The sequence below is a fragment of the Nonomuraea rubra genome (assembly GCF_014207985.1).
Taxonomy (GTDB): Bacteria; Actinomycetota; Actinomycetes; order Streptosporangiales; family Streptosporangiaceae; genus Nonomuraea; species Nonomuraea rubra.
On record NZ_JACHMI010000001.1, the window covers coordinates 1,508,923 to 1,533,033 of the forward strand.

A 24,111-nucleotide genomic window follows, 5' to 3' on the forward strand; every position below is an offset into this window, starting at 1 on the left:
CCCTCACGGATTGGCCACGTGTGCCAGGGGCTCGCCGCGTACGTAGCGGGCCACGTCGGCGGCCACGATCGCGGCGGCCTTCATCGCCGTCTCCTTGCTGGCGCCCGCCAGGTGCGGGGTCATGACCAGGTTCGGCGTCGTGAGCAGGCGTGAGCCCTGGGGGATCGGCTCCTCGGGGAAGACGTCCATCGCGGCGCCGAACAGGTGGCCGGAGTCGAGCGCGTCGCACAGGGCGTCGTAGTCGAGCAGCGCGCCCCTGGCGCAGTTGACCAGGACCGAGCCCTCCGGCATGGCGGCGAGCTCGGCGGCGCCGATCAGGCCGGCGGTCTCCGGGGTGGCGCGGGCGTGCAGGGAGACGAAGAGGGACCGTTCGAGCAGCTCGGGCAGCCCGACGCCGTTCGGCGCGTCCACGTACGGGTCGTGGACGAGGACGTTCGCGCCGAAGCCCGCCAGCATGCGGGCCACGCGGCGGCCGATCGCGCCGTAGCCGACCAAGCCGACCGTGTTGCCCTCCAGTTCGGGGCCGACGTGGTCGTACATGTAGTAGTCGCCGCGCCACACGCCCGCCGCCAGGTCGGCGTGCGTGCGGGGGATGCGGCGGGTGGCGGCCAGCAGCATGGCCAGGGTGTGCTCGGCGGTCGCCACCGCGTTGCGGCCCGGCGCGAACGTCACCGCCACCCCGGCCCGCGCGGCGGCCTCCAGGTTGGCGTTGACCGGGCCGCCCCTGCTCACGCAGAACAGCCGCAGGTCGGGCGAGGCGTCCAGGACACGCTTGGTGAGCGGGGCCATCTGGGTCACGCACACCTCGACGCCGCGCAGCGCCTCGATCAGCTCCTCCTCCACGTCGGAGGCCTCGTCCACCTCGCCCACCCGGCCGAACGGCACCACCGGCCACGGCAGCGTCAGCTCGCGGATGTCCACCTCTCCGGGGACCGCGTGCCGGATGGCGTCGATGAGCAGGCGGTTCTGGACGAAGTGATCGCCCGCGGCAAGGACTCGGATGGTCAACGAACGGCTCCAATCGGGGAGTTGTACTGCAGCATCGCCACCTGCCCGTCGCGGAGGCGCAGCTCGGTCAGGGCGCAGTTGTCCAGGCGCGGGAACAGCCGGCGGTACTCGCCGAGCGGCACCCCGATGAGCCGGCACAGGGCCAGCCTGATGGCGGTCGTGTGCGCCACCACCAGCACGCGGCCGCCGGGGTGTGCGGCCGCGATGTCGTGCAGCGCGGCGACGAAGCGGTCGGCGGCCCGGTGCGGGTCCTCGCCCCCGGGGAGGGGGTGGGCGGCGGGGTCGGCCTCGAACGCGGCGCGGGCCTCGGGGAAGCGGGCCTTCATCTCGGCCGAGGTGAGGCCGTCACCCTGACCGAAGTCCAGCTCCCGCAGCCGCTCATCGACCTGTACCGCCGGCCCCGCCTCGGCGGCGGTCGGGATCGCGGTGCGGGAGGCGGGTGGAGCGGCCTTGGCGGCGGCGGTTTCGGCGGTGATGCGGGCGCGGCTGAGGGGGGAGGCCCAGATCGCCGCCAGGCCCGCTCCCGCCGCCCAGTCTGCCAACCGCGCGGCCTGGGCGAGGCCGCGCGGGGTCAGCTCGACGTCGGTGATCCCGGCGTAGCGGTTCTCGGCGTGCCAGACGGTCTCGCCGTGGCGGACGAGCACGAGGTCGGTCATCGGGTGGTGGTCCTCTCGCGGGCGTGTGCGGCGGCGGTCGCGTCGAGCCAGCCGCGCCGTTCCAGCTCGGCGACGAACCGCAGGTACGGCTCGCGCAGGTCGGTCCCCGACGGCTCGACGACCGCGCTGGTCCTGATCATCCTCGCCGGGTCGCCGCCCGCCAGGACGGCCATGCCCAGCGCGGGCTCGGCGTTCTCCCGCAGCGTCACGGGCCGCTCCAGGACGTCGGCCCTGAGCCGGGTCCAGTACGCGCTCCGGGTGGCGCCACCGGTCAGGACGAGCTCGCCGTCCACGGGGGCGCCGAGGAGGTCGAGGTAGTCGAAGCACAGGCGCTCGACGAAGGCCGCCCCGAGCAGGATGGCGGCGTACCGCTCGACGTCGTCGGCCGGCTCGCCGAGCGTGAAGCCCTCGGCGCCGGGCGCGTCGAACGGGAACCGCTCCCCCCGCGACACGAGCGGATAGGTCACGACGGGGGGTGTGCGATCCGGGAGCGGCGCGAGCGCGTCAGGCGGGCGGCGCGTGCCGGGGCCGTAGCGGGCCGCCGCCTCGGCGCTCAGGGCGTCGAGGTCGCGTCCGGGCAGGTCGCGGGTCAGCGCGCCGGCCCCCGTGCTCGACGCGCCGCCCGGCAGCCATGACCCGTCCGGAGCGCGGTGCGAGTACACGACGCCCAGCGGGTCGTGGATCAGCTCCTTCGTCACGCCCTTCAGCACGAGCGTCGTGCCCAGCACCGAGTTCCAGCTCCCCGGCCGCAGGGCTCCGGCGCCGAGCTGGGCCGCGCAGCCGTCCGTGGTGCCGGCGATCACCGGGGTGCCGGCCGGAAGGCCGGTCGCCTCGGCCGCCTCGGCGCACACCACGCCCAGCCAGGTGCCGGGCCGCACGACCTCGGGCAACATCGCGCCGGGAACGCCCAGCGCGTCGAACACCTCCAGCGGCCAGCGCTCCTCGATGAGGTCCACGCCGGTCTTGAGCGCGTTGCTCAGGTCGGTCGCGACGGCGTGCCCGGTCAGGCGCCGGTTGACGAAGTCGCTCTGGTGGGCGAGCCGGGCCCCGGCGGGCGCGTCGCGCAGCAGCCACAGCAGCTTCGGCAGCGCCCAGTTCGGCTGCATGCGCCGGTAGCCGAGACGCTCCCACACCGGCGCGCCCACCTCGTTGGCGAGCGAGGCGTCGGCGCGGCGGTCGTCGTACATGAGGGCGGGCGTCAGCGGGCGGCCCGAGGCGTCCGCGAGCAGGATCGTTCCAGAGGTCGCGGCCACCGCCACGCCCTCGACGGGCCCGGAGACCGAGCTCACCGCCTCGCGGGTGGCGGCGGCCAGCTCGCGCCACCACTGCTCGGGGTCCTGCTCGTGCCGGGGCCCGTCGCGGTGGCTGGTGAGCGGCCGGCTGCCGGTGCCGAGCACCCGGCCGTCGCCCGCGACGGCCATGGCCCGCACGCTCTGCGTCCCGAGATCGATGCCGACCCACGCGCTCATGTACGGCTCCGCAGCTCGCCCAGCAGCGGCCACGAGCGGGCGGTGTCGCCGCGCAGCGTGCGGAAGTCCGCGTAGAGCCGGTCGTAGAAGGCCCGGCGGGCGGGGTCGGGCTCGACGGCGTCGCGCAGTCGTACGTGCTCGGCCGCGGCCGCGGCGACGGACGGCGCGGCGCCCGTGGCGGCCAGCCCCACCAGGTACGCCCCCCGCGCCCCCACTTCGGCGTCGGCCGGGCGCCGCACGGGCAGCCCGGTGACGTCGGCGATCAGCGCGAGCCAGGTGGCGCTGGCCGAGCCGCCGCCGCAGACGCGCAGCTCGGTCGGCGCGGCCCCGGTGGCCTCCAGGCAGTCGCGGATGACCATCGTGAGCCCTTCGAGCACCGCCCTGGCCACGTCCGCGCGGCCGTGCTCGAACGACATGCCCAGCAGCGCCCCGCTGGCCAGCGGGTCGGAGAACGGCGCCCGCTCGCCCGCCGGCGACAGGTACGGCAGGAACGCCAGCCCGCCCGCCCCCGGCCGGCTCGACCTGGCCAGCTCGCCCAGCTCGTCGGGCTCCGAGAGCCCCAGCAGCCGGCACGTCCACTGCACCACCTCGGTCCCGGCGAACGTCGGGAACGCCCGCAGGTAGCCGCCGGGCAGCGCGATCGTGATGCCGATCGGCTCGCCGTCCAGGTCGGGGGAGCCGACGACGACCTCGGTGCAGAGCGTCGTGCCGAGGATGCCGCACGCCTGCCCCGGCTGCACCGCCCCCGCGCCGAGCGCGGTCGAGGCGATGTCGTACGGGGCCATCACGACCGGCGTGCCGGCGGCCAGCCCGAGCGCGGCGGCGGCCCCGGCGGTGAGCCCGGCGACGGGGCAGGGCCGGACCTGGGGCAGCAGCCGCTCGGCCCAGGTCAGCCCGAACATGGACAGCAGCTCCGGCGCGTACGCCCGCGCCCGCAGGTCCATGAACGGCGCCGACGCGTCGGACTCGTCGGCCACCTGCTCCCCGGTCATCCGGGAGAAGATCCACCCGCCGCAGGTCAGCATGGTGCTCGACCGCGCCAGCCGCCCGGGCCCGTGCTCGCCCAGCCAGGCCAGTACGGCATGCGGCAGCCCGGACGCCGCCGAGGAGCCGTTGATCCGGAACGCCTCGGCGGCCAGCCCGTCGCGGGTCCACCTGTCCACGATGGAGGCGGCCCTGGCGTCGTTCCAGAGGATGGCGGGCCCGGTGGGCTCGCCATCGGCGTCCACCAGCCAGCAGCCGTCGCCCTGCGCGGTGATCGCGACGAGGTCGGCGCCGCCGACCCGGGCGGCGACCTCGCGCACGGTGGCGGCGACGGCGTCCCAGACGGCGTGCATGTCCTGCTCGGCGTGGCCGGGCGCGGGCCTGGTGACGACGGTCCCGCGCCTGGCCACGGCCGCTTCGGCGCCGGTGGAGTCGTACCCGACGGCCTTGATGACCGTGGTGCCCGCGTCCACGCAGATGATCGCCATCAGGCCCTGCCGTGGGAGGTCCTGGACCGGCGCGACACGGAGTCGACGATGACGGCGAGCAGCAGCACCGCCCCGGTGACCACGAACCGGATCGAGGAGTCGAGGTTGAGCAGGGTCAGGCCGCTGGAGATGGACTGGATCACGATGATGCCGAGCAGCGCGCCGAACGCGGTGCCGCGCCCGCCGAACAGGCTGGTGCCGCCGATCACGGCCGCCGCGATGGCGTTGAGGTTGACGTCGCCCGCGCCGCTGCTCTGGTTGGCCGCCGCCAGCCGGGCCGCGGCCAGGATGCCGCCGACCGCGGCGAACGTTGAGCAGAGCACGAAGACGGAGGTGTAGATCGCCCTGACGTTGATGCCCGCCCGGCGCGCGGCCTCCACGTTGCCGCCCACGGCGTAGACGGCGCGGCCCCACTTCGTCCGCGACAGCAGGTAGTGCATGATCAGCACCAGCGCCACGAAGAAGACGAACATCCAGCCCACGCCGCGCGTCTGCCCGAGGTACCAGACCACGAACGCCAGCACCGCCAGCAGCGCCACGCTCCTGACGGCCAGCGTGGAGACGCCGCGGGCCGACAGCCCGGCGCGGCGCCGCTCCCGCGCGTGCAGGTACCCGCTGGCGAACAGCCAGCCGGCCGCGATCACGGCGAACGTGTACGACAGCCACGCCGGTACGAAGTCGAGCTGGGCGAAGTTCACCAGCCCCGAGTCGAACGGCAGGTTGATCGAGCCCTTGGTGCCCAGCACGTAGAGCTGGAGCCCGAGGAAGGCCAGCAGCCCGGCCAGCGTGATGACGAAGCTGGGCACGCCGAACCGGTTGAAGAGCTGCCCGTACAGCCAGCCGACGACCGCGCCCATGAGCACCGACGCCAGGATGGCCAGCCAGACCGGCAGCCCCTCGCTCACGAACAGCACCGCCAGCACCGCCCCCGAAAGGCCGCTGACGGAGCCGACGGACAGGTCGATCTGGCCGACGAGCAGCACGCAGACGATGCCGAGCGCGATGACGCCGACGGCGGCGGACTCCAGGGTGAGGTTCACCAGGTTCGCGCTGGACAGGAAGATCGGGTTCAGGATCTGGAACACCGACCAGATGACGATGAGCCCCACCACGACGGGGATGACGCCCAGGTCGCCGCCGCGGGCCCGCTCGACCACGTCGGTCAGCGCGCCGCGCAGCCCGTCCCGGCTCTGCAGCCGCTCGTCCTGGCGGTCGGTCGCCGTTGTCGTCACGACCTCGGTCCTTTCTGGGCACGCCGGGACACCACGTTGTCGGTGGCGCCGGTGATGGCGGCGACGAGGTCCTCGGTGGAGACGCTGCCCACGTCGAAGAGCCCGTTGTTGCGGCCGAGCCGCAGCACCGCGACGGTGTCGGCGACGGCCTTCACGTCCGCCATGTTGTGGCTGATCATGATGACGCCCAGGCCGTTCTCGCGCAGCCGCTCGACGAGGTTGAGCACCTCGGCCGTCTGCGCCACGCCGAGCGCGGCGGTGGGCTCGTCCAGGATGATGACCTTCGGGTCGCCGAGCAGCGACCTGGCGATGGCCACCGTCTGCCTCTGGCCGCCCGACAGCGCCGCCACCGGCACCCGTACGCTGGGGATCTTGGCGGAGAGCTGGCGGAGCAGCTCCCACGAGCGGGTCTCCATCGCCACGTCGTTCAGCCGCAGGGGGCGGATCTCCTGGCCGAGGAACAGGTTCTGGATGACGTTGAGGTTCTCGCAGAGCGCCAGGTCCTGGAAGACGGTGGCGATGCCCAGCTTGTGGGCGGCGGCCGGGGTGGGGATGTCCACCTCGCGGCCCTCGAACGTGATCGTGCCGCCGTCCGGCGGGTGCACCCCGGAGAGGATCTTGACCAGCGTCGACTTGCCCGCGCCGTTGTCGCCCACGATGGCGACGACCTGGCCGGCCGCGACATCGAGCTCGATGTCGGTGAGCGCGGCCACGGCGCCGAAGGTCTTGCTGATCCCGCGCAGGGACAGGACGGTCATCACTTGATCCCGAGCTCTTCGCAGCCCTTGGCGTACTCTCCGGTGCAGACGTCGGCGGCCTTCATGATGCCGCTGTCGAACAGCACTTCCTTGATGTTCTCCTTGGTCACGACCGTGGGGACGAACAGCTCGGACGGCGTGTTGTAGAGCTGGGTCTTGCCGGCGGGCTTCTTGCCCTGCATGAACTCCCAGGCCACGTTGGCCGACGCCTCGGCGACGATCTTGATGGGCTTGGAGATCGTGTTGTACTGGTCGCCCGAGACGATGCGCTGGGCGGCGGCCACCTCGGCGTCGTTGCCGGTGACCGGCGGCACCTTCACCCCGGCGGCCTTGAACGCGGCGATCGTGCCGCCGCCGGTGCCGTCGTTGGCCGCGACCACGCCGACGATCTGGTCCTTGAACTGGGTGATCTGGCCGCTGACCCAGGTCTGCGCCTTCTCCGGCTGCCAGTCGGGGGTGTCGTACTCGGCCAGCAGCTTGAACCCGCTCGGGTCCACCGCGCTGTGGATGCCCTTCTTGATCAGCCCGGCCGCCGCGTCCGTGGGCGAGCCGTTGACCTGGAGGATGCCGCCCTCGGCGTTCTCCGCCTTGAGGTGGTCGACCAGCGACTGGGCGATCAGCGAGCCGATCTTCTCGTTGTCGAAGGAGATGTAGTAGTCGGCCGGGGTGGCCGGGATGGGCCGGTCGTAGGCGATGATCGGCACCTGCTGCGCCTGCGCGGACTTGACGATGGTGGCCGCGGCGGCGGAGTCGACCGGGTCGATCACGATGGCCTTGACGCCCTGGGCGAGCGCGGAGTTGGCCTGTTGCTGCTGCTTGGCGGCGTCGGAGTCGGCGTTCTGGTAGATGACCTCGCAGGTCGGGCAGAGCTGCTTCATTTTGGCCTCGAACAGCGGCTTGTCCTGCAGCTCGTACCGGGTGGAGGCGAGGTCGGGCATGAGGAAGGCGACCTTGGCGTTCTGCACGCCGCCGTCGCCACCGGCGGTGCCCCCGCCTGCGTCCGAGCCTGAGCCGCAGGCCGCCAGCACGGAGCCTGCGAGCACTGCCACTGCGGCGAACGCGGAGGTCCGCATCTGAGCTCTGTTCACGGGTTTCTTCCTCACTTACGCCGGGTCTGAACGCAACCTGCCCCCGACACAGGGAACGCCTTCACGCGAGCGCACACCCTGTGGTGCGGCTCACGTTAGCGCGCGTTCAGAAACTTTGTCCAGCAAAAGTGTTCAGAGTTGGTGGGCGGCTGCCAGCAGGCCCTCCGCGGTCGGCGTGTCCGTGACGAGCTGGTTGAAGTAGCCGCCCTTCGCGCCGGCCACGATCGAGAGCACCTTCTCCGCGCCGACCGCCACGGCGATCGTGTGCGGGATGCGGCGCAGCTCCTCCGGCTTCGCGGCCACCAGCCGCTCGCTGCCCGGGTAGGTGACGGCGGCGCCGTCGCGGTCGTAGGTGCGCATGCACACGTCGCCCACCGCCTGGCGCAGGCCCTCGGCGTCGCGGGGCATCAGGGACGGCACCATCTGCCTGGTCAGCGGGGGTGAGCCGACGCCCACCACCGCGCACTTGGCGTGCGCCCACAGGTCCATCACGCGGCGCACGGACGGCTCGTGCTGGAGCGAGTAGAACAGCTCCGGGCCCGGCAGCGCGGGCGCGTAGAGGTAGGCGGGCACGCCGCCGATGCGCTCGGCCAGGATGCGGGTGGTCTCGTTGGTCTGGAACCAGGGCTGCGGCTCCTCCTGGCCGCCCACGGCGGGCGCGATCGTGACGCCCGGGTAGTGGCCGAGGCCCTCGCGGGCGCACTCGTACACCGTGGTGCCGGAGGAGACCAGCACGACGTCGCCGGACTCCAGGCCGACGGTGGCCAGCGCGCGGGCCACCCCTGGGGCCAGCCACGGGCCCAGCGCGGGGCCGCTGACCTTGGGGACCAGGTGGACGCGGTCCAGGCCGAGCGCCCGCGCCACCTCGGCGGCCAGCGGGCCGTCGCCGAGCGCGGCCGGGCGGTGCACCCTGATCTCGACGATGCCCTGCTTGCGGGCCTCGGTGAGCAGCCGGCTCACGGTCGCCCTGCTGACGCCCAGGCGTTTGGCGATGTCGCCCTGGGTGGCGTCCTCCAGGTAGTACTGCTGGGCCGCCGCGTACATCAGCTCGTGCGGGAACCTGGCCTGAGCCTCGGGTGCGACGTCGGCGGCATTCATTCGCGCGCTCCTGGTTGCGGTGCGTGAACATTTTTGCAGAACTGATGCGCAACAACTATAGCTTCGTGCTTCCCGGAGCACAGGCTAGCCGTTGAGCAAGGCGTCGCCGAGAGGCGTGCGCGCGTACAACACGCTGCGGCCCGTACGCGTGCCCGTGATCAGCCCCGTCCTGCGCAGCGCCGCGATGTGCTCGCCCGCGGTGCCCACGCTCTGCCCGAGCAGGGCGGCGAGCTGGGTGGTGGTGGCGGGCTCGGCCAGCTCGGCCAGGATGCGGGCCCGGCTGCGGCCGATCAGCGCGGCCAGGTCCCGCGGCGGCGGGGCGGGCGCCGCCGCGATGCCCCTGGCGGGATAGACCATCGCGTACGGCCAGTCGTCCTCCAGGTAGGTGCCGATGGTCTCCATGAACGCCGACGGAAGGAAGAGCAGCCCCTTGCCGCCGAGCCGGTGGGTGCCCGAGGAGCTCATCTCGATCTCGATCCGGCCGCCGGCCCGCCAGTGCACCTTCGGGCTGAGGTCCTCCAGCGCCGCCTGCCAGCCGTACGCGGCCAGCCGCCCGGCCCGGTAGGCCACGTCCCGCTGCAGGATCGCCCGCAGGCGCGGCCAGTCGTGGGCGAGGATCTCCGTCCACAGCGCCTCGTACGCGTCGGCGAACCGCGCCACCACCTCGGGCCCCAGCAGCAGCTGCCTGACCCAGCGGGCCACCGGGGGCCGCTTGGCCAGCACCCGCTCGACCTCCGCGTGCGCCTGCGCCGGCGGGGTCGCCCGCATGGCCGCCAGCTCCGCCTCGAACGGCACGTCCACGGCGGTCGGCGGTGGCGCGATGAAGTCGACGTTCGCGTCCCCCCTGTTGCCGCTGACCGCGCCGGCGGCCCGCAGCACGGGGTGGCGCCGCACCAGCTCCCGGTACGTCTCGCGCCACCGCGCCACCCACGGGCCGTGCGCGCCCGCCCGGTAGCGGCCCGTCAGCACCCACTGCGCGTGCATGGTCTCGATCAGGGGCGAGATCGCGAACCTGCTCGCCATCAGATCCTGCGGCACGACGTCGATCGTCACCAGCATCTTTCGGTTATATCCGAAGAAGTCGCTCCGGAGCAGGGGCCGGACCCAGCATCGTGAGCGTGAAGGGTGCGACGTTCGGCGAGGTGTTCGCCGTCAGGGAGTTCAAGGTGATCTTCGGCAGCTTCGTGCTGCTGATCGCCGGGGACGGGATCAAGATGCTCGCCCTGTCCGTGCTGGTGTACGAGCGGACCGGGTCGCCGGGGCTGTCGGCCGCGGCGTACATGGCCGGGTGGCTGCCGTTCTTCCTGGGCGGGCTGTTCCTGCTCTCCCTGGCCGACCGGCTGTCGCCGCGGGCGCTGATGATCGCGGGGGAGCTGATCAGGGCGGTCACCTGCCTGCTGCTCGCCTATGCCGGGCTGCCCGTGTGGGGCATGCTGGCGCTGGTGGTGGCCACGGGGCTGTTCTCGCCGGTGTTCTTCGCGGCGCGGGCGGCGATGTTGCCGGAAGTGCTGCCGGGTGACGCGTTCGTGCTGGGGCGGTCGGTCCTGAACGTGGCCTCGGCCGGGGCGCAGATCGTGGGGCTGGCCGCCGGGGGCACGTTCCTGACCTTCGCCGGGCCGCCGGGGGCGCTGGCCGTCACGGCCGGGCTGTCGGTGGTGGCGGCGCTGGTGCTGCGGTTCGGGCTGCCGTACCGGGCGGCCAGGAAGGCCGGTGACCAAGGGGCGGTGCGGCAGACGCTGCAGGTCAACCGGCGGCTGCTGGCCGACGGGCGGGTGCGGGGGCTGCTCCTGGCCGGTTGGCTGCCGTGCGTGTGCCTGGCGGGGGCGGAGGCCATGGTGGTGCCGTACCTGGGCGGGCAGGGGGAGGCCGGGGTGGTGCTCGCGGCGGCGGCCGGAGGGATGGCGGCCGGCGAGTTCGTGGTGGGGCGGTTCGCGGCGCCCGCGCTGCGGGAGCGGCTGTCGTTGCCGCTGGCGGTGCTGCTGGGGGTGCCGTGGCTGGGGTTCGCCGTCTCGCCGGGGATCGGCTGGGCGGCCGCGCTGGCGGCGGTGGGGGCGGCGGGGCTGGCGTACCAGCTCGGGTTGCAGCGGCGGTTCGTGGACGCGGTGCCCGAGGACGTGCGCGGACAGGCTTTCGGGCTGCAGTCGGCGGGGCTCATGACCGGGCAGGCGGTGGGGGCGGCGCTGATCGGAGGGCTGGGCGAGGTGATCGCGCCGGGGCAGGCCATCGCGGTGTCGGGCGCGGCGGGGATCCTGGTCGCGCTCGCGCTGGCCCGCGTGCTGCGTCCGGCGCCGGACCGGGTCGGGGCCTAGCCCGTTCCCCGGTCTTCCGGGGGGAGCTCGCCGGAGCCGCGGGGGATGAGCCGTACCGGGAGCTCGAGGTGCTCGGACGGGCCGCCGTCGCCGCGCAGGCGGCGGAACAGCAGCTCGGCCGAGACCCGCCCCATCCAGGACGGATCCTGAGCCACCACGCTCACCCCCGGACTGAGCAGGTCGGCCAGCTCGAAGTCGTCGAACCCGACCAGCGCCACCCGCCGCCCCTCCAGGGCCCGCAGGGTGGTCACGGTGTGGCGGCCGTTGCCGGTGAACAGCGCCGTCGGCGGGTCGTCCAGGGCGAACATGCGCGCCAGGTCCTCGCGGCCGGCCTCCATCGCGGGCGGCCGCATCGACACCAGCCGCTCGTCGAACAGCCCGCCCAGCTCCTCGCGGTAGCCGCGCAGCCGCTGGGCGGCGGTGAAGATGGCCGGGTCGTCGCCGAGGAAGGCGATCCGGCGATGGCCGTGCGTCATCAGGTGGCGGACCGCCTGCCTGGCCCCGCCCACGTTGTCGGTGAGCACGGTGTCCACGTCGATCCCCGCGCCCGGCGGCCGGTCGGCGAACACCACCGGCGTGCCCGCCTCCAGCTCCGGCCGCAGGTACGTGTGGTCGTCGCCGGCGGGCACCATGATCAGCCCGTCCACGCGGCGCGCGCAGAACGTCTCGACCAGCTCCCGCTCCCTGCCGGGCTCCTCCCCGGACGAGCCGCTCAGCAGCAGGCAGCCGTGGTCGATGACCACGCCCTCCACGGCCCGGCTCAGCCCGGAGTAGAACGGGTCGGCGACGTCCTCGATGACCAGCCCGATCGTGGCGGTCCTGCCCCTGCGCAGCACCCGAGCGCTCTCGTTGCGGCTGTAACCCAGCCGGTCGATGGCCGCGCGCACCCGCTCGGCGGTGGCGGGGTGCACGCCGGGCTCGCCGTTCACGACCCGCGAGACGGTCTTGAGCGCCACGCCCGCCGCCGAGGCGACGTCCTTCATCGTCGGTCTCACGCCTGGATCATGTCTCATGCGGGAGGGGCAGACAACGTTGTCAAGGCGTTGTGCGAGAGTGGTCCCCTATGTCGTTGAGATCCGCCTTGCTCGTGGCCGGGTTCGCCCTGGCCGCGCTCAACCTCCGCCCGGCCATCGCGGGCATCTCCCCCCTCCTCGACGAGATCATGAGCGACGTCGGCCTCTCGCCCGCGGGCGGCGGCGCGATCACCACGGTCATGGTGGTCTGCCTGGGCGTGTTCGGGCCGGTCACGCCGCTGCTCGCGCGGCGGATCGGGCTCGACCGCACGCTGATGGCGGGCCTGCTGGTCATCGCCGCGGGCGTCGCGCTGCGCGGCCTGGACGGCGCGCCCGTCCTCTACCTCGGCTCCGCCCTGGCCGCCACCGCCATCGCCGTCATGAACGTCTCCATGCCCGGCGTCGTCAAGCAGCACTTCCCCACCCGGGTCAACCTCCTGACCGGCGTCTACGTCTCCTGCGTGGTGGCCGGCGCCGCGGCCGCGTCCGCCCTGGTCATCCCGATCGAGCACGCCACCGGCTACGGCTGGCGCGGCGTCTCCGCCCTGCTCGCCGTGCCCGCCCTGCTCGCGGCGCTGCTCTGGCTCCCGCAGGCCCTGCGCAGGCAGCCGGCCGGGCAGAACGGGCCCCGGCCGTTCGGCACCGTGCTGCGCAGCCGCGTCACCTGGTACGTCACCGCCCTCATGGGCCTGCAGTCCCTGACCTTCTACGTCATGCTGGCCTGGCTGCCCACGATCTTCCTGGAGGCCGGACTGGCCGCCGACCAGGCCGGCTACCTGCTCAGCCTGACGAACGCGGTCCAGGTCGGCACCTCGCTGGCCGTCCCCGTCCTGGCCGGCCGGCGAGCCTCGCAGGTCCCGTACGTGGTCGGGGCCGGCGTGCTGACCGTGCTCGGCTACCTGGGCATGCTGCTGGCCCCGACGACCCTGCCGTGGCTGTGGATGATCGTTCTCGGCATCGGGCAGGGGGCCTCGTTCGCGCTGGCGCTGCTGATCATCGCGCTGCGCCCGTCCGATCCCGCAGAGGTGACGGCGCTGTCGGCCGTGGCGCAGTCCGTGGGATACGTGATCGCGGCACTCGGGCCGCTGCTGTTCGGGTTCCTGCGGCAGGTCTCGGGCGGGTGGACGGTGCCGCTGCTGGCCGGGCTGGGGGTGCTCGCCGGGCAGCTCGTGGCGGGCTGGTTCGCCGGGCGCCCTGCTACGTTGGGCAGAGTCGGCCCCTAGATCCTCCAGGAGTTGCAGCGTGCTGACCGAGACGCTCCAGCGGATGGCCGACGGGCGCGGCGGGGTGCTGGGGGTGGAGCCCGGCCTCGTCATCGAGCCCGACGAGAGCTGGACACCCGTGAGCGAGCTGCTGCGGGAGCCGTACGCGCTGCTCCGGCGGCTGGTGGACGAGACGGCCGCGCGCTGGAACGCGCCATGGCACGTCGGCGCGGCGCTGTTCTGGAAGACCTACGGCTACTGGCACACGCTGCCCATGGCGCTCGGGTGGGCGCTGGACGGGCGGGTGCCGGTCATGCGGCCGGCGGAGACGTACTTCAAGGTGTCCGGCGCCGGGGTGACGCTGGCGGCCACGCGCGTGAGCTGGGGCTCCGGCGCGGGCGCGATCCGCGAGTCGCTGGAGGAGTCGCAGCGGCCGCTGGTCGAGGTGATCGGCTCGCTGGCCAGGGTGGGCGAGCGCACGCTGTGGGGCTCCACGGCCGAGGCGATCGCGCAGCCGCTGACCTCGATCGTCCCCGGCGACTACATGAAGCTGCTGAAGGAGCTCGGGCCGCCGCTCGACGGGCTGGTGGAGCCCGCCGGCGACGGCTACTTCCGCAGGACCTGCTGCCTGTGGATCGCCCTGCCCGGCGTGGAGCCCTGCGGGAGCTGCTGCGTGCTCAGGCCACGGACCCGACCGGCTCGGGGCTGACCGCCGCCGCGCCCGCCGGCTCGGGGGCGACCGGCTCGGGGCCGCTGTCCATCGGCCGCAGCTCGTCGGCGTAGCTCACCGAGACCCGGCGCATGACTCCGGTGCCGTCGATCGAGTACTGGCCCAGCCGCCACAGCGGCGGCGAGTACGCGTGGATCGACACGCTGTGCTCCACCGCCCCGGTGAGCCGGTGGATGTGGTCGGGCCCGAACGAGAACGACTGCCCCTCGGGAACCACCGTCTCCAGGTGCTCGCCCCCGATGCGCGGGTTGCACTCCTTCAGCGCGCCCTGGACCACGTGCACGGCTCCCGAGGAGATGTCGTGGTCGTGCCAGCCCGTGTCGTCCTCGGGGCGCCAGCACAGCAGCCACACGTCCACGTACGCGTCGCGGTAGAGCGAGGCGTAGTGACGGCCGCCGTCGGCGGGGAAGTCCACCTGCTCGCGCCACTCCTCGGGGTGCGCGGCCAGCTCGTTCACCAGGTCGCGCAGCTCGCGCCGGTCGAGCACGCGCTCGGGAAGCCTGGCACAGGTGCCCCCGTCCTGGATCTGCTCAGTGTTCACGTACGAGTCTCCTTTCCGCTGATGAGGCGACGGGGGTTGACGACCTTGATGGCGTGGTCGGCGGCCGCGCCGAGGCCGGGTTCCGGTGCTGTGGCGTAGGGGGCGTCGGAGCCGTTGACGACGACGTCGATGCCCAGCTCGCGGACGATCGCGTCGATGGCGCGGGGGCCGTACGAGGAGGTCTCGACGAAGAAGCCCGGGTCGACCAGGCCGCGCCCGCCGCCGCCCCTGGCGATCAGGCGCTCGGAGTGCAGCGGCGCCAGCCCCGCGAGCAGCGCGAAGCAGACCCGCAGGCGCGGGTGCCTGGGGCGGACGACGGCGTGGAAGTAGTGCCACGACGCGTGCATCTGCTGCACGTACGGCACCAGGGCGGGCCACCACGGCGGCGTGGCGGGCGCGTGCGCGTGGCGCGGGAACGGCGGGGTGCCGATCGCGGGCCCGGCCGGGCCGGGATGCACGAACAGCGGCAGGTCGCGGCCGGTCAGCACCTCCAGCAGCTCGTCGTCGGGCGCGGCCGTGGCCGGGATCTGCAGCCCCGCGAACCCGCGGTCGAGATCCCTGGCCAGGCGGTCGGGGTCGGGCTCGCTGTGGCAGGTGGCCGCCCACGCCCCGTACGGCTCGCCCAGCGCCAGGGCGCCGTCGTGGTAGGCGTCGAGCAGCGGCCAGCACTCCTCGGGCGGCAGGAACTCGATGCCGAGCGGGCTCGACAGCGACACCAGCGCCAGCTCCAGCCCGGTGGTGTCGCGCCGCTCGTGATCGGCGGGATCCACCTCGTACGGCGGCTCGCCGTCGAGGACCAGCGTCCACCCGTCGAGGTACGGAGGCGTGTCGCGGGCGCGCAGGGCATCGACGAACGCGCTCGTCCACAGGTGCTGATGCACGTCCACGCTCACCGGCGGCCGCCTCCTTCCGCTATTTCCTACTCACAATACATGTAAACGCCCTGTGCTGCGACGTTCATGCTGTGAACCGTTTCAGTGATACGGTTCAGTGAACCGCTTCACAACGCCCTTGTCAACGGGTGCCGCTCGCGGAGGGCTGCCACGGGCCGGCGCGGCGCGGCGGCCCGCGGATTTCTTATGACGGCAAACCTGACAAATCGATGACAGGGAAACCGCTTCTGTCGGTCTCACGCAATAGGCTGGCGTAATGCCTCGCAAGAGAGCGACGATCCGTGAGGTGGCCCAGGCCACAGGCCTGTCCCCGGCGGCCGTCTCCTACGCGCTACGCGGCCTGCAGGTGTCGGAGGAGACCATGGAGCGGGTGCGCGCCGCCGCCGCCGAGCTCGGCTACGAGGCCGATCCCATCGCCAGGGCCTTGGCCAGCGGGCGCACCGGCATGATCGGCCTGCTGTGCGGCTCGCTGGAGGATCTCTGGCAGCAGTCCCTGGCGGTCGGCATCAGCAGGGGGCTGCGGGAGAAGGACCGCTACGCCCTCATCCTCGACGCGTTCGGCGACCCCGCCAGGGAGCGGGCCCTGGCCCAGCAGCTCCGCGACCAGCGGGTCGACGGCATGATCGTGCAGCCGATCGACCCGGCAGCCGCGTTCTGGCCCGAGCTGTGCGAGTCGCTGCCGGTGGTGGCGATCGGCGACTCGATCGCGGGCACGGCCGGCGAGGTCGTCTTCGACAACCGCAGCGGGGTGACGCTCGCCCTGGAGCACCTGCGCGCGCTCGGCCACCGCCGCGTCGCCGTGCTCACCTCCACCCAGGCCAGCACGCCCGACCGGCCCGCCGACGTGTACGTCACGGCCGAGGCCGACCGGCTGGAGCTGGACATCGAGGTCACCACCGCCCCTCTCGGGCTGGCAGGGGCCACCGCGGCCGCCCACGAGCTGCTCAGCGGCGACAAGCCGAGCGCCGTGTTCTGCTTCGCCGACTCGATCGCCTACGGCGTGTACGCGGCGGCGCAGGAGCTGGGGCTGTCGATCCCCGGCGACGTGTCCGTCATGGGCTACGACGATCACCCGATGTCGGGGCTGCTGTCACCGGGGCTCACCACCGTCGACTGGGACATCGACGGGATCGTGCGGGCGGCGGTGCGGCTCATCTCGGCGGCGGCCGACGGCGGGGCCCGGCGTCGGCGCGTCATGCAGAAGCCCACGCTCAGGGAGCGCGGCTCGGTGGCGCGGGTCCCCTGAGGCCCCGCTAGCCGGGTGACAGCGCGGCGCGGGAGTCCTCCAGGTCCGCCGTGAGGGGGCGGTCGGGGGCCGGGTCGTGCAGGGAGCGCATGGCGGCGGTGCGCTCGCAGGCCAGGACGAGCTCCAGGGGCTCCACGCAGCGCAGGGCGTGCCGGGCGGCCTGGGTGGCGAAACCCGCGTGGTCCTCCACGCCGCGCGAGATCGTCGCCGTGCCCGTGGTCACCGGGTTGGCGAGGTGGCGCAGGGTGGCCAGGGCGTCCTGGGCCACGTACTCGAGGATCAGCGCGCCCGAGGCGCCCGGCCGGTCGGCGAGGAACGGCAGGCGGCCGGTGTAGGCCGGGTCCATGAGCGTGGCCAGGCGGGCCGTGCTGAGCTGCGCCGTCTGCACGAGCGCGGCCCGCAGCGCGTCGAGCGCCAGTGCGACGGGGGCCGAGTGGAAGTTGCCGTTGTGCCAGGCGAGGGAGGCGGCGAAGAGCGGGTTCTCGGTGGCGGCGTTGAGGTCGGTCTCGATCGTGGTGACGGCCCTGCCGAGCGTGTCGAGGGCGGCGCCGTGCACCTGGGCGAAGGCGCGGAAGCCGTACGGGTCCTGGATGCGGATGGTGGGCTCGTGGGCGAGCTGGCCGCGCAGCCGGGCGGCCACGGCGGCCTGGCCCGGTTGCGGGCGGGCCTCCTGGACGACGGCGGCCAGCGGCTCGGGCGAGGCGTCCACGGCGGTGAACGACAGCACGGCCACGTCCATGGCCGCGTCGAGGAGATGGCCCAGGCGGTGACAGGCGAGGGCGGCGTCGGCGAGGGTGGCGGCGCCCGAGCTGATGAACGGCAGCGCGTCGTCCGAGGTGAGGGCGTGGCGAGGGCCGGGCGGGAGCGGTCCGGCGGAGGGTTCGTGGTGCCAGGGCAGCTCGCCCAGGAGGCACAGCGCCGTGGTGGCCAGGGCGGTCAGGTCGCCGGTGCCGATGGCGCCGTACGTGTGCAGGGGCGGGGTGCAGCCGTCGTTGATCGCCCGGGCCAGCGCGAGGCACACGGCCGGGTCCACGCCGGAGCCGCCCGCGAGGAGCTGGTTGAGCCGGACCACCAGCATGGCCCTGGCCCGGGCGGGCGGGACGGGCGGCCCGGCGGCGATCGCGTGGCTGCGCACGAGGTCGAGGCCCGCGCCCGCCACCACGACGTCGCGGTTGGCGCCCACGCCGGTGCTCCTGCCGTACACGGGGCCGGTCAGCTCCCTGGCGGTGGCCCACGCGGCCCGGGCCCGATCGAGGGAGGCGATCGTGACCCGGGCCCCGCCGTACGCGACCTCGTGGACCTGCGCGCAGGTCAGGCCGGCACCGTCGAGCTCCATGGAGGGACGGTCAGTCCTTGTCGGGGATGAACAGGCCGAGCAGCCAGCTCACCAGGCTGACGATGACGGCGCCCCAGAACGCCGCCGGGTAGAAGTTGTCGACGTGGAACGGGATGTCGAACTCGCCGGCGATCCAGCTCGTCAGGTACAGCATGGCCGCGTTGATCACGAGGAGGAACAGGCCCAGGGTCAGCACGATGACCGCGCAGCCGAGTGCCTTCACGATGGGCTTGACGATGGCGTTGACGATGCCGAAGATCAACGCCACGAGCAGCAGTACGCCCCAGTACCTGGCCGAGTTGGTGGGGGCGTCGACGTCGATGCCCTCGATGAACTGGACGGCCACCCACAGTGCCACCGCGGCGGCGAGGGTTCTGATGATGAATCTCACGCTGGTTGATCCTCCCACTTGAGATCGGCGCTCGATAGAGGGCGCAGTCAGAACGATGCCCGGCCGTCACTGTGCGTAGTCCCGGTTATCGTCGCGCCAACGGGGGAACAGGCGTGCAGGGGAGGGAGCGAAATGGACGCGAACGGGCTCGAGTCGCTGCCGGCCAACGAGTTGCACGAGCGGGCGGTGCGGTACGCCGTACGCCATGGGGACCTGGGGTTCCTGTGGGAGCTGCTGAAGGTGATCCCGGCGGCCGAGGCCGCCAGCGGTCACACCAACGAGACCGCCAACGACCTCAGCAAGGTCTCCGCGCTGCTCAGCGACGCCATCGCGGCGGGCGAGGGCAAGCTGGGCGAGGCCTTGCGGCCGGTCTACATCGACTACCTGCGCAAGCATCCCGACGCCTAGCGCCGGCCGGGCGGAGGTCAGCCGGCGAGGCGGGCCTGCGTGCCGCTGTGGCCGAGGAAGCCGGGCGTGGTGATCTCCTGCCCGTCCCTGGTGATGATCATCGTCTCGTACGGCCCCGCCCCCGCGAGGTCGGCGGCGAACCGGCGGCCCCGGACGGGCCCCATGGCGTAGATGGCGGTGGCGTAGCCGTCGGCCAGGCCGAGGTCGGGGCCGATCACGGTGACCGAGCCGGGCCCGTCGGCGAGCCGCCCCGTGTGCGGGTCGACGACGGCCGAGCCGCCCGAGGTGGCGACGCCCAGGTCGTGGGCGAAGACGACCTTGCGTACGGCGTCGGTGCGCGGGTCGCGGATGCCGACACGCCAGCGCCTGCCGGGCGCGGAGGAGCCGCGCACCCTGATGTCGTTGCCCGCGGTGATGCGGTGATCGCCGGCGCCGGCGTTGGACAGGGCCCGCGACAGCCGCTCCAGCGCCCAGCCCTTGATGTAGCCCGACGGGTCGATCACGCCGCCGATGCGGGGCTCGAACCAGCCGCCGGTGGCCTCGCTGAGCTCGTCGCAGCGGTGCAGGACCTCGATCAGCTCGGGCACCTGCCTGATCGTCCCGCCGCGGTTGAGCCGGGAGATCTGGCTGTCGGGCCTGGCCGGGCTGAAGGTGTCGTCCACCCACCTCAGCCAGGCGAACGCGTCATCGAGCAGGGGGGTGAGCTCACGAGCAGGCAGCGCCGTACGGATGTCCACGCTGACAGGCCGGCCCATGATCATCTCGACCCGGGTGCTGCCTGGGAACGTCGTCGCGGACTGGGCGATCTGAGTAGTCGTCACCTTGCCTCCTTGTCCTGTGACCCACGCTGTCAGGTGAGGCGTATGGTGAGCCTAAACCTTTTGCCCTGATTTGAAATGAATCTGTGACTTGGGGATGGCAAGGCGTGACAACGCGCCTCCCACGTACCGCTTGAACCGCCGCGGTCCCGCCACGACCACCTCGCGCTCGGCGATGTCGGGGATCTCGCGGCTCAGCCCGGAGGCGCTCACGCGCTCCTTGGCCCGAGGGTCGTGCTCGTCGCCCACCACGAGGATGACGCCGTAGTGCCGCTCCAGGTCGCGCAGCTCGTCGGTGACGCGCTCGGCGCGGTAGACGGCCACGGTGTCCGTCGCGCCGGCCAGGCGCTCCCGCAGCGAGCCCGGGTCCAGCCCGGCCGCGATCAGCAGGGCCGGCCGCGTCTCCTGGGGGACCTGGTGGCTCCAGACGACCATGACCGCCGCCATGGCGTACAGCAGCAGCGAGCCCACCCGGCTCAGGCTGGTCACGTGGGCCGTGGAGCTGAACTGGTGCGCCACCAGCAGCGCGCCCGCGAGGTAACCGCCGAGCCGCAGGCGCTGCCTGGCCTCCTCGGTGCGCAGGTAGTCGGCGGCCTTGACGCTGAGGAAGCCCAGCGCCACGAGCAGCGCCGCCGCCGCCAGGGCTGCCGGGGACCACGGGTAACCGAAACCAGGCCCGATCGCGCCGAACTCGGCCACCGCGACCCCGCTCCAGAAGAGGATCGGGCCCTGACGAACATTCACCTCGCTAGCCATGACTTCACGATCCTGAACGAACATTAAAGCTTCCTGAGTAAGGTCTGAAACATGGCTAACGTACGTGTCGAGCGGACTGAAGAGGGCGGATTCCGGGCCACCAACGCCCGTGGCGCCGAGGTGCTCATCGGGGGCGGCGACGAGGACGGGGTGTTCACCCCGGTCGAGTTGCTGCTGGCGGCGGTGGGCGGGTGCAACATCGTGACCGTCGAGCCGCTCACCGCCAAGCGCGGGCATCGCCTCGTGCGCCTGGCGATGACGGTGCAGGCGGAGAAGGTCGAGCCGAACAAGCTCGGCCCGGTGACGATCACGTACGACGTGGAGCTGCCCTCCGACGAGGCCGACGAGGTGTTCAGGGCGGTGGCGGGCCGGGTGCACGAGAAGTACTGCACGGTCAGCCGGTCGCTGGAGGAGGGCACTGAGGTGCGGTTGGAGCTTCCGTAGGCGGATAAGACAGATATTCGACCCCGTTATGACGCGAGCGTTGCATTCGTCTCGGTAGCGTTGTAGCAGGTCAGGAGCTCTGCTACTGGCCGAAGGACCTTCACCGATGCGGACGCGGAGGGGGACCGCGGTTCGCAAGTGCGGGACCGCCGGCGCTTTTGGGGGAAAGCGCCGGCCTGGACCGCCAGTGATCGGGCCGGGCAGCTTTGGGGGAACTGCCCGGCCCGATCCATGCGTATCCTCCGGTTACGTGAAGAAAGTTCTCATCGACTGCGACCCCGGCATCGACGACGCCCTCGCCCTCGCCCTGGCGGCCGGATCCGCCGACTCCCTCGACCTCGTCGGCGTCACCACGGTCGGCGGCAACGTCGACCTGGAGCTGACCACCGCGAACGCGCTGGCCCTGCGCGACTTCCTCCAGCTAGGGGACGTGCCCGTGACGCCGGGCAGCGCGGGCGCGCTGCTGCGCCGCACGGTCAGGGCCACCGTGCACGGCACCACCGGACTCGGCGACGTGGTGCTGCCCGTGCCGGCGCGGGGGCCGTCCGAAGGGCACGCGGTCGACTTCATCGTGGAGACGCTCAAGGCCGCTCCCGGCGAGATCACGCTGGTGGCCGTGGGCCCGCTGTCGAACGTCGCCCTCGCCGTACGCCGGGAGCCGCGCGTCGTGGAGTGGGCCCGCGACCTGGTCATCATGGGCGGCTCCTACACCCGCGGCAACCACAACCCGGCGGCCGAGTTCAACATGCTGGCCGACCCCGAGGCGGCCGCGATCGTGTTCGAGGCCGGGTGGACGGTCACGATGCTCGGCCTGGACGTGACGCTGAAGGCCGTGGTCAACTCCGCGGTGCTGGACCGGATGCGGCCGCTCGGCCGGCTGGCCGACCTGCTGGTGCCGGCCGCGCAGTTCTACGGGACGGTGACGGCGGAGGGCGGCCCGGCCATCCACGACGCGTGCGCGGTGGCGTACGTGCTGGACCCGGCGCTGTTCACCTGCGTGCCGGCCGTGGTGAACGTCGAGACGGCCGGGGAGTTCACCCGGGGCATGACCGTGACCGACTTCAAGGTGGCGGGCCGGGAGCCGAACGCGCTGGTGGCGACGGCCGTGGACGTGCCCGCGTTCTGGGACCTGGTGATCGGGGCGTACGAGAAGCTGGCCACCCGGCTCGGATGACCCGGCGCGACCACTGCCCGGCGGCTGATAGAGTTTCTCTTGTTGCGCCGCTAGCTCAGTTGGTCAGAGCAGCTGACTCTTAATCAGCGGGTCCGGGGTTCGAGTCCCTGGCGGCGCACCATCCATGACAAGGGCACCGTCCGATGACGGTGCCCTTCGTCTTTCCGCTCAGGCGGGCCGCTCGTCCACGCCGACGGCCCCGACCCCGCTGGTGAAGATGCCGCCGCAGTACCCTTGCGACTCCCCGTAGCCGCCCGGCGGGAGCGTCACCCACTCGCCCACCACGTCCGGCGCCCGGCCGCAGACCACCACGGCCCGGAAGATCCAGGTCTGGCCCGTGGGGTTGCTGCAGGCGGCGATGCCGAGGTCGTTGTCGTTGGCGTGCACGTAGGTGTCGCACCGCAGCACCGTGGCCGCCGCCGACGCCGAGGTCGGCAGCCCCGCCGACGTGAGTGCGAAGGCCGCCCCTGCCGCGGCCGCCGCGAGGTGTGAGCTTCCGATCATTGCCCCTCCCGAAGTCACTCTGCGTGGTCGAGCGTACGCAAGAAGTGGCGACAGGAAAAGCGGATTACGACTCCTGGAGCCGGCGGATCATCGCCTGCTTGGCCGTGGCGAACTCCTCGTCCGTCAGCACCCCGCTGCGGTGCAGCTGGCCCAGCTCGGCCAGGCGGCGCAGGACCGCGTCGTGCACGTCGTCGGCGACCGGCGGGGGAGCGGCGGCGGGGAGCTCGGGCTGCTCGCGCGGCAGGCGGGCCAGCACGGCCGCGGCGACCAGGGCCGTCGCGCCGCCGAAGCGCTGGATGCCCCAGGACACGCAGCGCAGGTCCTTCTGCGGCGACCTGGCGCTCGGCGCCTCGCCCTTGATCCGGAAGCGCAGCGTGCCGTACCCCATGCCGGACTGCGGCTTCCACTCCACGCCGGAGATGTCGGACAGCGGGAACTCCTGCGGGCCCGCCTTCTCCTTCTCCGTGCTCGCCCATCCGGTCCACTCCAGCCGGACGCGCTCGCCGTCGAAGAGCGCCGCGCCGTCGCCGGCCGTCGCCGAGATCGGCACGTCGGGGACGGGCAGGAGGTAGCCGTCGCAGGGGCCGCTCGGCGTCTGGTAGACGGCCATGGTGTCGCGGATCTCGTCGGCGAAGTACTCGGCCGCGCCCGTACGGGCCTTCGGCACGGCCAGCCGGTACGGGTCCGCGGGCGGGCCGAGCGCTCCGGCCGCCACGTCGAACAGCGCGTCGGCCCCCTTGCGCAGCCGCAGGCGGAGGTGGCCGCCCTTGCGCGCGGGCTCGAAGGCCACGCCGGCGATCGCCTCCAGCGGCACCCGGACCTCGCCGAGGGTCCTGCGCAGCTCGTCGATGTCCTTGTCGCTACCGGGGACGATCCGCAGCATTTCCCCATTGAACGTCCATGACCCGTCTGGGACAGCGATCTCGGCCATATTCTCAGCCTAGGACACGCTCGCGGCACCACCCATGCGAAGGAGCGGGATGCAGATCTTCACGAGCTGGCCGTCCTGGGCGCACGCGGAAGGCCCGCTGACCCGGGCGCTCCCGGCGCCCACCGTGGCCTCCCTGCGCGACGCGGTCGCCTTCGCCCGGCGCATGCACGGCTCGCAGCAGCGGCCGACCGGGCGGCCGTACGTCGAGCACCTGCTGGAGGCGCTGGAGGTGGCGGTGTCCGGCGCGGGGCTGAGCGACAGGGAGGTGCTGGTGGCGACCGTGCTGCACGACGTGCTGGAGGACACGCCGTGCACCGAGGGCGAGGTCGCGCGGCGCTTCGGGCCCGAGGTGGCGGCGCTCGTGCGGTGGGTGACCAAGCCCCGCGGCGGCTCGAAGGCCGACTACCTGGCCTCGCTGGTCAAGGCGCCGCCGCGGGCCATCCTGGTGAAGCTGTCGGATCGGGTCAGCAACGTGCAGGAGCTGCACCGGATGGCGTGGCGGTTCCAGCGGCGCTACTACCTGGAGACCGTGGCGTACGTCATGCCGCTGGCCGGGGGGCATCCGTGGTTCGCCGAGTGGTTCGCCGAGTGGCGCGGGCGGTGGCGGCGCGTCGAGCGCTGGCCGGCGTCGTGA

At 73.0% G+C, this 24,111-nt stretch carries 26 protein-coding genes and 1 tRNA gene; 9 read left to right on the plus strand and 18 right to left on the minus strand.

What is annotated here, in order from left to right:
• Positions 1-3 precede the first annotated feature (3 nt).
• The 9 genes from HD593_RS07005 to HD593_RS07045 form a co-directional block, all read right to left on the minus strand.
• A complete protein-coding gene (locus tag HD593_RS07005) occupies positions 4-1,008 on the minus strand; it encodes a 2-hydroxyacid dehydrogenase (protein ID WP_185101388.1) in 1,005 nt (334 codons plus the stop codon).
• Positions 1,005-1,664, minus strand: a complete 660-nt coding sequence (locus HD593_RS07010; RefSeq protein ID WP_185101389.1) for a histidine phosphatase family protein — start codon at positions 1,662-1,664, stop codon at positions 1,005-1,007. Before HD593_RS07010 ends, HD593_RS07005 begins: the two co-directional genes overlap by 4 nt.
• Positions 1,661-3,133 carry an FGGY-family carbohydrate kinase gene (locus tag HD593_RS07015; protein WP_185101390.1) on the minus strand — a complete coding sequence of 491 codons (1,473 nt, stop codon included), beginning with the start codon at positions 3,131-3,133 and terminating at the stop codon, positions 1,661-1,663. Before HD593_RS07015 ends, HD593_RS07010 begins: the two co-directional genes overlap by 4 nt.
• On the minus strand, positions 3,130-4,605 hold the full coding sequence (locus tag HD593_RS07020; protein ID WP_185101391.1) for an FGGY-family carbohydrate kinase: 1,476 nt from the start codon (positions 4,603-4,605) through the stop codon (positions 3,130-3,132). The genes HD593_RS07015 and HD593_RS07020 overlap by 4 nt, the downstream gene beginning before the upstream one ends.
• Positions 4,605-5,837 carry a sugar ABC transporter permease gene (locus HD593_RS07025; RefSeq protein ID WP_312903381.1) on the minus strand — a complete coding sequence of 411 codons (1,233 nt, stop codon included), beginning with the start codon at positions 5,835-5,837 and terminating at the stop codon, positions 4,605-4,607. Before HD593_RS07025 ends, HD593_RS07020 begins: the two co-directional genes overlap by 1 nt.
• Positions 5,834-6,595, minus strand: coding sequence for an ATP-binding cassette domain-containing protein (locus tag HD593_RS07030; protein ID WP_185101392.1), 762 nt, complete (start codon positions 6,593-6,595; stop codon positions 5,834-5,836). Before HD593_RS07030 ends, HD593_RS07025 begins: the two co-directional genes overlap by 4 nt.
• A complete protein-coding gene (locus HD593_RS07035; RefSeq protein ID WP_221524637.1) occupies positions 6,595-7,683 on the minus strand; it encodes an ABC transporter substrate-binding protein in 1,089 nt (362 codons plus the stop codon). The genes HD593_RS07030 and HD593_RS07035 overlap by 1 nt, the downstream gene beginning before the upstream one ends.
• A gap of 132 nt (positions 7,684-7,815) precedes the next feature.
• Complete coding sequence (locus HD593_RS07040; RefSeq protein WP_185101393.1) at positions 7,816-8,781, minus strand: sugar-binding transcriptional regulator; 966 nt, start codon at positions 8,779-8,781, stop codon at positions 7,816-7,818.
• 84 nt (positions 8,782-8,865) lie between these two features.
• The gene (locus tag HD593_RS07045; protein ID WP_221524638.1) at positions 8,866-9,840 is read right to left on the minus strand and encodes a DUF5937 family protein; all 975 of its coding nucleotides are present in this window, start codon (positions 9,838-9,840) and stop codon (positions 8,866-8,868) included.
• Positions 9,841-9,899: 59 nt separating this feature from the next.
• On the opposite strand from HD593_RS07045, the gene HD593_RS07050 reads away from it, so the two are divergent.
• A complete protein-coding gene (locus HD593_RS07050; RefSeq protein ID WP_312903382.1) occupies positions 9,900-11,090 on the plus strand; it encodes an MFS transporter in 1,191 nt (396 codons plus the stop codon).
• Here HD593_RS07050 and HD593_RS07055 read toward each other — a convergent pair.
• Complete coding sequence (locus tag HD593_RS07055; RefSeq protein WP_379478787.1) at positions 11,087-12,085, minus strand: LacI family DNA-binding transcriptional regulator; 999 nt, start codon at positions 12,083-12,085, stop codon at positions 11,087-11,089. The genes HD593_RS07050 and HD593_RS07055 overlap by 4 nt on opposite strands.
• 74 nt (positions 12,086-12,159) lie before the next feature.
• Between HD593_RS07055 and HD593_RS07060 the strand changes: the two genes are divergently transcribed.
• Together HD593_RS07060 and HD593_RS07065 are read left to right on the plus strand one after the other, a co-directional pair.
• A complete protein-coding gene (locus tag HD593_RS07060) occupies positions 12,160-13,326 on the plus strand; it encodes a CynX/NimT family MFS transporter (RefSeq protein WP_379478786.1) in 1,167 nt (388 codons plus the stop codon).
• Between the two features lie 19 nt (positions 13,327-13,345).
• A complete protein-coding gene (locus tag HD593_RS07065) occupies positions 13,346-14,014 on the plus strand; it encodes a (2Fe-2S)-binding protein (protein ID WP_185101395.1) in 669 nt (222 codons plus the stop codon).
• On the opposite strand, the gene HD593_RS07070 is transcribed toward HD593_RS07065, so the two are convergent.
• Positions 13,983-14,576 (minus strand): cysteine dioxygenase, encoded by a 594-nt coding sequence (locus HD593_RS07070; RefSeq protein ID WP_185101396.1) that lies wholly within the window; start codon positions 14,574-14,576, stop codon positions 13,983-13,985. The genes HD593_RS07065 and HD593_RS07070 overlap by 32 nt on opposite strands.
• Positions 14,573-15,469 (minus strand): amidohydrolase family protein, encoded by an 897-nt coding sequence (locus tag HD593_RS07075; protein ID WP_185101397.1) that lies wholly within the window; start codon positions 15,467-15,469, stop codon positions 14,573-14,575. The genes HD593_RS07070 and HD593_RS07075 overlap by 4 nt, the downstream gene beginning before the upstream one ends.
• A gap of 256 nt (positions 15,470-15,725) precedes the next feature.
• On the opposite strand from HD593_RS07075, the gene HD593_RS07080 reads away from it, so the two are divergent.
• Positions 15,726-16,715 (plus strand): LacI family DNA-binding transcriptional regulator, encoded by a 990-nt coding sequence (locus HD593_RS07080; protein ID WP_185101398.1) that lies wholly within the window; start codon positions 15,726-15,728, stop codon positions 16,713-16,715.
• A gap of 7 nt (positions 16,716-16,722) precedes the next feature.
• On the opposite strand, the gene HD593_RS07085 is transcribed toward HD593_RS07080, so the two are convergent.
• Complete coding sequence (locus HD593_RS07085) at positions 16,723-18,051, minus strand: aromatic amino acid lyase (protein WP_185101399.1); 1,329 nt, start codon at positions 18,049-18,051, stop codon at positions 16,723-16,725.
• Between the two features lie 10 nt (positions 18,052-18,061).
• Positions 18,062-18,442 (minus strand): phage holin family protein, encoded by a 381-nt coding sequence (locus HD593_RS07090; protein ID WP_185101400.1) that lies wholly within the window; start codon positions 18,440-18,442, stop codon positions 18,062-18,064.
• Between the two features lie 132 nt (positions 18,443-18,574).
• Here HD593_RS07090 and HD593_RS07095 point away from each other — a divergent pair, with 132 nt between their 5' ends.
• Positions 18,575-18,850, plus strand: coding sequence for a hypothetical protein (locus HD593_RS07095; protein WP_185101401.1), 276 nt, complete (start codon positions 18,575-18,577; stop codon positions 18,848-18,850).
• A gap of 17 nt (positions 18,851-18,867) precedes the next feature.
• On the opposite strand, the gene HD593_RS07100 is transcribed toward HD593_RS07095, so the two are convergent.
• The gene (locus HD593_RS07100; RefSeq protein ID WP_185101402.1) at positions 18,868-19,671 is read right to left on the minus strand and encodes an FAD:protein FMN transferase; all 804 of its coding nucleotides are present in this window, start codon (positions 19,669-19,671) and stop codon (positions 18,868-18,870) included.
• A 51-nt stretch (positions 19,672-19,722) separates the two neighbouring features.
• Positions 19,723-20,424 (minus strand): ferredoxin reductase domain-containing protein, encoded by a 702-nt coding sequence (locus tag HD593_RS07105; protein WP_185101403.1) that lies wholly within the window; start codon positions 20,422-20,424, stop codon positions 19,723-19,725.
• A gap of 51 nt (positions 20,425-20,475) precedes the next feature.
• On the opposite strand from HD593_RS07105, the gene HD593_RS07110 reads away from it, so the two are divergent.
• From HD593_RS07110 to HD593_RS07120, 3 genes are all read left to right on the plus strand, one after another.
• Positions 20,476-20,868, plus strand: a complete 393-nt coding sequence (locus tag HD593_RS07110; RefSeq protein WP_185101404.1) for an OsmC family protein — start codon at positions 20,476-20,478, stop codon at positions 20,866-20,868.
• A 250-nt stretch (positions 20,869-21,118) separates the two neighbouring features.
• Positions 21,119-22,042 (plus strand): nucleoside hydrolase, encoded by a 924-nt coding sequence (locus HD593_RS07115; protein ID WP_221524639.1) that lies wholly within the window; start codon positions 21,119-21,121, stop codon positions 22,040-22,042.
• 44 nt (positions 22,043-22,086) lie between these two features.
• Positions 22,087-22,163, plus strand: a tRNA-Lys gene (locus HD593_RS07120).
• Positions 22,164-22,210: 47 nt separating this feature from the next.
• Here HD593_RS07120 and HD593_RS07125 read toward each other — a convergent pair.
• Both HD593_RS07125 and HD593_RS07130 read right to left on the minus strand, forming a co-directional pair.
• Positions 22,211-22,546: a hypothetical protein gene (locus HD593_RS07125; RefSeq protein ID WP_185101406.1), complete on the minus strand. Its 336-nt coding sequence runs from the start codon at positions 22,544-22,546 to the stop codon at positions 22,211-22,213.
• A gap of 64 nt (positions 22,547-22,610) precedes the next feature.
• The gene (locus tag HD593_RS07130; RefSeq protein ID WP_185101407.1) at positions 22,611-23,477 is read right to left on the minus strand and encodes a DUF4429 domain-containing protein; all 867 of its coding nucleotides are present in this window, start codon (positions 23,475-23,477) and stop codon (positions 22,611-22,613) included.
• Positions 23,478-23,526: 49 nt separating this feature from the next.
• Here HD593_RS07130 and HD593_RS07135 point away from each other — a divergent pair, with 49 nt between their 5' ends.
• On the plus strand, positions 23,527-24,111 hold the full coding sequence (locus HD593_RS07135; RefSeq protein WP_185101408.1) for an HD domain-containing protein: 585 nt from the start codon (positions 23,527-23,529) through the stop codon (positions 24,109-24,111).

Bases quoted from the DNA above. Each gene is read 5' to 3' on its own strand.
- HD593_RS07010 (WP_185101389.1), bottom strand. From the start codon at position 1,664: ATGACCGACCTCGTGCTCGTCCGCCACGGCGAGACCGTCTGGCACGCC.
- HD593_RS07015 (WP_185101390.1), bottom strand. From the start codon at position 3,133: ATGAGCGCGTGGGTCGGCATCGATCTCGGGACGCAGAGCGTGCGGGCC.
- HD593_RS07020 (WP_185101391.1), bottom strand. From the start codon at position 4,605: ATGGCGATCATCTGCGTGGACGCGGGCACCACGGTCATCAAGGCCGTC.
- HD593_RS07030 (WP_185101392.1), bottom strand. From the start codon at position 6,595: ATGACCGTCCTGTCCCTGCGCGGGATCAGCAAGACCTTCGGCGCCGTG.
- HD593_RS07040 (WP_185101393.1), bottom strand. From the start codon at position 8,781: ATGAATGCCGCCGACGTCGCACCCGAGGCTCAGGCCAGGTTCCCGCAC.
- HD593_RS07045 (WP_221524638.1), bottom strand. From the start codon at position 9,840: ATGCTGGTGACGATCGACGTCGTGCCGCAGGATCTGATGGCGAGCAGG.
- HD593_RS07080 (WP_185101398.1), top strand. From the start codon at position 15,726: ATGCCTCGCAAGAGAGCGACGATCCGTGAGGTGGCCCAGGCCACAGGC.
- HD593_RS07085 (WP_185101399.1), bottom strand. From the start codon at position 18,051: ATGGAGCTCGACGGTGCCGGCCTGACCTGCGCGCAGGTCCACGAGGTC.
- HD593_RS07095 (WP_185101401.1), top strand. From the start codon at position 18,575: ATGGACGCGAACGGGCTCGAGTCGCTGCCGGCCAACGAGTTGCACGAG.
- HD593_RS07105 (WP_185101403.1), bottom strand. From the start codon at position 20,424: ATGGCTAGCGAGGTGAATGTTCGTCAGGGCCCGATCCTCTTCTGGAGC.
- HD593_RS07110 (WP_185101404.1), top strand. From the start codon at position 20,476: ATGGCTAACGTACGTGTCGAGCGGACTGAAGAGGGCGGATTCCGGGCC.
- HD593_RS07125 (WP_185101406.1), bottom strand. From the start codon at position 22,546: ATGATCGGAAGCTCACACCTCGCGGCGGCCGCGGCAGGGGCGGCCTTC.
- HD593_RS07130 (WP_185101407.1), bottom strand. From the start codon at position 23,477: ATGGCCGAGATCGCTGTCCCAGACGGGTCATGGACGTTCAATGGGGAA.
- HD593_RS07135 (WP_185101408.1), top strand. From the start codon at position 23,527: ATGCAGATCTTCACGAGCTGGCCGTCCTGGGCGCACGCGGAAGGCCCG.